Raw genomic sequence first — 4,524 nt, forward strand, 5'->3', positions numbered from 1 at the left:
GTGGCGGAACTCGTCGCGGCGGGCGGGCCGCCGGTGCGCGAGCCCGCGTCCGGCGGGTCGATCATTCTGCTCACCGGCGGCACCACCGGAGTACCGAAGGGTGCGCCGCGGCAGTTGGGGCTGGGTGCGGCCGGGCCCATGCTGGCCGGGCTGAATCCGCGCATGGTGCTGGCGCTCGAGGACCTTGCTCGGGTGCAGCCGATTCCGCGGCTCGGGCGGCCCATGGTCATCGCGCCGCCGCTGCATCACACCTATGGGTTCCTGGCGCTGGCCGCGGCGTTCCTGCTCGGGTCGACGGCGCTGGTGCACGAGCGATTCGACGCCGAAACCGTGCTCGCCGATATCGAGCGGCACAGCGTGCACATCGCGTGCCTGGTGCCGACCATGCTCAAGCGCATCATGGATCTGCCGCCCCGGGATCGGCGCGGCTATCACCTCGACAGTCTCCAGATGGTGGTGTGCGGGGCCGCTCCCCTGCCGCCCTGGCTGGCAACGGCTTTCCTGGACGAGTTCGGGGAGGTGCTGTTCAACGGCTACGCCTCCACCGAGACCGGGGCCGGAACCATCGCCACCCCGGCGGATCTGCGGGCCGCGCCCGGCACCGTGGGGCGGCCGCCGACCGGGCTCGTGGACATCCGCATTGTCGACGGCGACGGCCGCGAAGTGCCCGTCGGAGTCACCGGCCGCATCGTCAACAAGAACCCGAGCATGTTCCACGGCTACAGCGACGGCCGTACCAAGGAGATGGTCGGAAAGCATATGGACTCCGGCGATCTCGGGCATTTCGATGCCGAGGGCCGGCTGTACGTCGACGGCCGCTCGGACGACATGATCGTCTCCGGTGGCGAGAACGTCTTCCCGCAGGAGGTCGAGGAGGCGCTGCTGGCGCATCCGGCGGTCGCCGACGCGGGGGCCATCGGGGTGCCCGATGAGGATTTCGGGCAGCGGCTGGCGGCGGCCGTGGTGTTGAAATCCGGGTCGCGCACCACCGCGCGGGCGCTGCAGCGGCATATCAAGACCACGCTGGCCAATTACAAGGTGCCGCGCGACATCGTGTTCGTGCCCGAGCTGCCGCGCACGACCGCGGGCAAGCTGCGGCGGCAGCAACTTCCGGAGGTCATCGCGGAGGCGAATGCCTCCGCCCTCCAATCCGATCGATCCTGAACGAGGTACCAGTCATGAGCTCCACCAATGGTTCTCATCCCTTACCAAGCTACGAGGTCTTGATTGTCGGCGCCGGACTCGGCGGGATCGGCGCGGGGGTCGCGCTGCGCCGGGCCGGGGTCGAGAACTTCGTGATCATCGACAAATGGCCGAAGGTCGGCGGGACGTGGCTGGCCAATACCTATCCCGGTGTGGCGGTGGATATTCCGTCGCCGGTGTACAACTTCTCGTTCCAGCCGCGCTCGCGGTGGTCGCGGTTCTTCGCGCCCGGCGAGGAATTGCAGCGGTATGCCGAGGAGGTGGTGGACAAGCAGGGGCTGCGGGACAAGCTGCGGCTTGGAGCCGGTGCGGTCAAGGGTGTTTTCGACGAGGAGCACGATCTGTGGCGGATCGAGCTCGAGGACGGGACCGAGCTCACCGCGCGCCATGTCATCGGTGCGGTCGGCGGGTTGGAGCAGCCGCACAATCCGGATATTCCGGGGATCGACAAATACACCGGCAAGATCATGCACAGTTCCCGGTGGGATCACGACTATGACTACCGGGACAAGCGGGTGGCGGTGATCGGGACGGGCGCGACGGCGCTGCAGGTGATTCCCGAACTGGCCAAACAGGTTTCACAGCTGACGGTCTATCAGCGGCGGGCCATCTGGATCGGGCCGAAGCCGGACTTCCCGATGGGGGCGGCGGCCAATGCGGTGCTGAACTTCGCGCCGCTGCAGCACACGATCCGGCTGGTCGGGAATGTGGGTGTGAATGCGGGGCTGGGGGCCGGGCTGGCCATCTCGAACTATCCGCGCGTCACGTCCGCGGGGATGGCGGTGGCCGAGACCGCCATGAAGGCCTATCTGTTCAGCCAGGTCCGTGACCCGGAGTTGCGTCGGAAACTGACGCCGGACTATCGCTTCGGCTGTAAACGGCCTTCCATCTCCAACAACTACTTCAAGACGTTCACGCAACCGTATGTGGATCTGGTGACCGACGCGATCGAGCATTTCACACCCACTGGCATCGTGAGCGCCGACGGGCGCGAACGCGATTTCGATATGGTGTTGTGCGCCACCGGATTCAAGGTCATGGAGAAGGGCTACACGCCGCCCTACCCGATCTACGGGCGTGACGGGCTGGAGCTGGGCGAGTTCTGGGACGCCAATCGATTCCAGGCGTATCAGGGCGTCTCGGTGCCGAAGTTCCCGAACGCTTTCCTGATCGTCGGGCCTTATGCGTACGCGCCCGGCTCCTATATCCCGCTGATCGAATCGACCTCGGCGCACGCCGCGCGAGTGATCAAGGAAGCTCGCCGCCGGGGTGCGACGCGGGTGGAAGTACGCCAGGAGCCGCACGATCGCTACTTCGCGCGAATGGACAAGCGAGCCAAGAAGACTCACCTGTTCACCCAGGGCTGCGTCACCTCGAACACCTATTACATCAACTACCAGGGCGACGGCGCGGCCTTCCGTCCCTCGACCCAGCTCGAAATGTATTGGGAGAACCGGCACTTCCCGCTCGACGACTACCGGTTCTCCACCGCCTCGGTGCGTGAGCTTCAGGAAGCGGCTTCCTGAGAACCGCCGAATTCGGGGACCCATTTCTCGACCAGTTCGAGGAATGGGCCCTCGGCGTCGAGCTGGGCGCAGATGCCCACGATGCCGCCGAAAACGCGGGTGAGCATGGCGTATTCGGGTTGATCGGCGGGGGCCTTCACGGCCCGGGCATTGGTGAGGGAGATGTTCTCCGGATCCAGGGACCGGGCCACCTCCTCCTGCAGGAATTCGCGGGTGAAATGGAAGTTGCGGCCGTCGATGCGCTCGATCACCGGGTCGATGCGGTGCCGCAGCGGCGTCATTTCGATGGGCGCGCCCGGCTTCACGAAGCCCTCCTCGCGCATGACCGCCTCCAGGCCCTCGTAATCCCCGGCGAGCGCGCAGCGGGCCAGCCGTCCGACCGCACGCGGAATGCCGCGCGGGGTTTCGGTGCAGGCTCCGAAATCGATGACGCCGAGCCGGTTGTCGGGGCGCAACTGGAAATTGCCGGGATGCGGATCGCTGTGCAGACAGCCGACGCGGCTCGGCGAGCACAAGGCGAATTCGGCCAGCAGCAGACCTGCCCGATTTCGGTCGGCGCGGCTGCCCTGGGCGATGATGCGGGACAGCGGGATTCCGTCCATCCACTCGGTCACCATGACCTTCGGCGCGGCGGCCACCACGCGCGGCACGAAGAACTGCGGATCGCCCGCGAATTCCTTGGCGAAGCGGCGCTGATAGGCGGCCTCGATCCGATAGTCCAGCTCGTCCTCGGTGCGGGCCAGGAATTCCTCGATCAGCTGGCGGGCATTCGTCCCCGCCATCAGGGTATTGAACGCGCCCGAAACCATTTGCAGCATCTTCAGATCCGCGCGCAGCGACTCCTCCGCCTCGGGATACTGCACCTTGACCGCCACCTCGCGGCCGTCGTGCCACACCGCCTTGTGCACCTGCCCGATGCTGGCGGCCGCGATCGGCTGCTCCTCGAAGCGCGCGAACCGTTTACGCCAGCCGGTGCCCAGTTGCAGGTCCAGCATGCGGTGGGTCTCCGCCGCCGGCATGGGCGGGGCCTCCTGCTGCAACCGGGTCAGCGCGTCCCGGAAATGATCGGCGAAGCGCGGCGGCACGCCCGCCTCGGCGACGCTCAGCGCCTGCCCGAGTTTCATTGCGCCGCCCTTGAGTTCGCCCAGCACGGCGAACACCTGCTCGGCGGCATTGTCGAGCATCTCGTCGGTGATCGACCCGCGCTCGGCCCCGGCCAGCAGACTCTTCCCGGTGGCGGCCACCCGCTGTGCCATCAGGGTGGCGGGAATGCTCGCCACCCGCGCCATCCGAGCGATGCCTTTTCTTCTGAGTCCGGCCACGTCGCCGTTCCTTCCTGCAGCACGCCCTTTTCTACAGAGCGCCCCCACCCGCGACTCCCCCGTCCCAGACAGTGTAGGAGTTTTGGCGGGCGGGGTCGATCACGCGCGGGTCACTCCTTCTCGGCCAGTGCCGCAAGCCGATCCAGCGAAGCCATCAGCTTCTCCGAGGTAGTGGCCCGCGCCCGCACCATCCGCTTCTCATCGTCCAAGTTGGTCCAGTCATAGGTGTGGGTGACCCGGGTCCGGTTCTCCCCCAACGGCTCCAACTCCCACCGCCACAGGTGCCCCGGCGGCCGCTTCCCCACCTCCGAGGGCAGCCACGCGATCCGCCGCCCCTCCTCGAACTCCACCACATGATTCTCCCGAACCATCCCGTCCTTGGTCAGCGTCATCAGGAACACCTCACCCACCCCGGTGACCCGCTGCCCCTCCGCGGCCGCCTCCAGATTGTCGTTCCCGTCCCAGCTCGGCTG

At 67.0% G+C, this 4,524-nt stretch carries 4 protein-coding genes; 2 read left to right on the plus strand and 2 right to left on the minus strand.

The window, feature by feature from the left end:
• Both ACAM49_RS38895 and ACAM49_RS38900 read left to right on the plus strand, forming a co-directional pair.
• Positions 1-1,164: AMP-binding protein (locus tag ACAM49_RS38895; RefSeq protein WP_369640521.1), on the plus strand; the 1,164-nt coding region annotated here is incomplete at its 5' end.
• A gap of 14 nt (positions 1,165-1,178) precedes the next feature.
• Positions 1,179-2,729 carry a flavin-containing monooxygenase gene (locus tag ACAM49_RS38900; RefSeq protein WP_369640522.1) on the plus strand — a complete coding sequence of 517 codons (1,551 nt, stop codon included), beginning with the start codon at positions 1,179-1,181 and terminating at the stop codon, positions 2,727-2,729.
• On the opposite strand, the gene ACAM49_RS38905 is transcribed toward ACAM49_RS38900, so the two are convergent.
• Together ACAM49_RS38905 and ACAM49_RS38910 are read right to left on the minus strand one after the other, a co-directional pair.
• A complete protein-coding gene (locus ACAM49_RS38905) occupies positions 2,711-4,051 on the minus strand; it encodes an ABC1 kinase family protein (RefSeq protein WP_369640523.1) in 1,341 nt (446 codons plus the stop codon). The two genes, ACAM49_RS38900 and ACAM49_RS38905, sit on opposite strands and share 19 nt — an antisense overlap.
• A 110-nt stretch (positions 4,052-4,161) precedes the next feature.
• Positions 4,162-4,524 (minus strand): polyketide cyclase (locus ACAM49_RS38910; RefSeq protein ID WP_369640524.1); only part of this gene is annotated, 363 nt, incomplete at its 5' end.

Origin of the sequence: Nocardia sp. JMUB6875 (assembly GCF_041154655.1) — a bacterium.
GTDB lineage: Bacteria > Actinomycetota > Actinomycetes > Mycobacteriales > Mycobacteriaceae > Nocardia.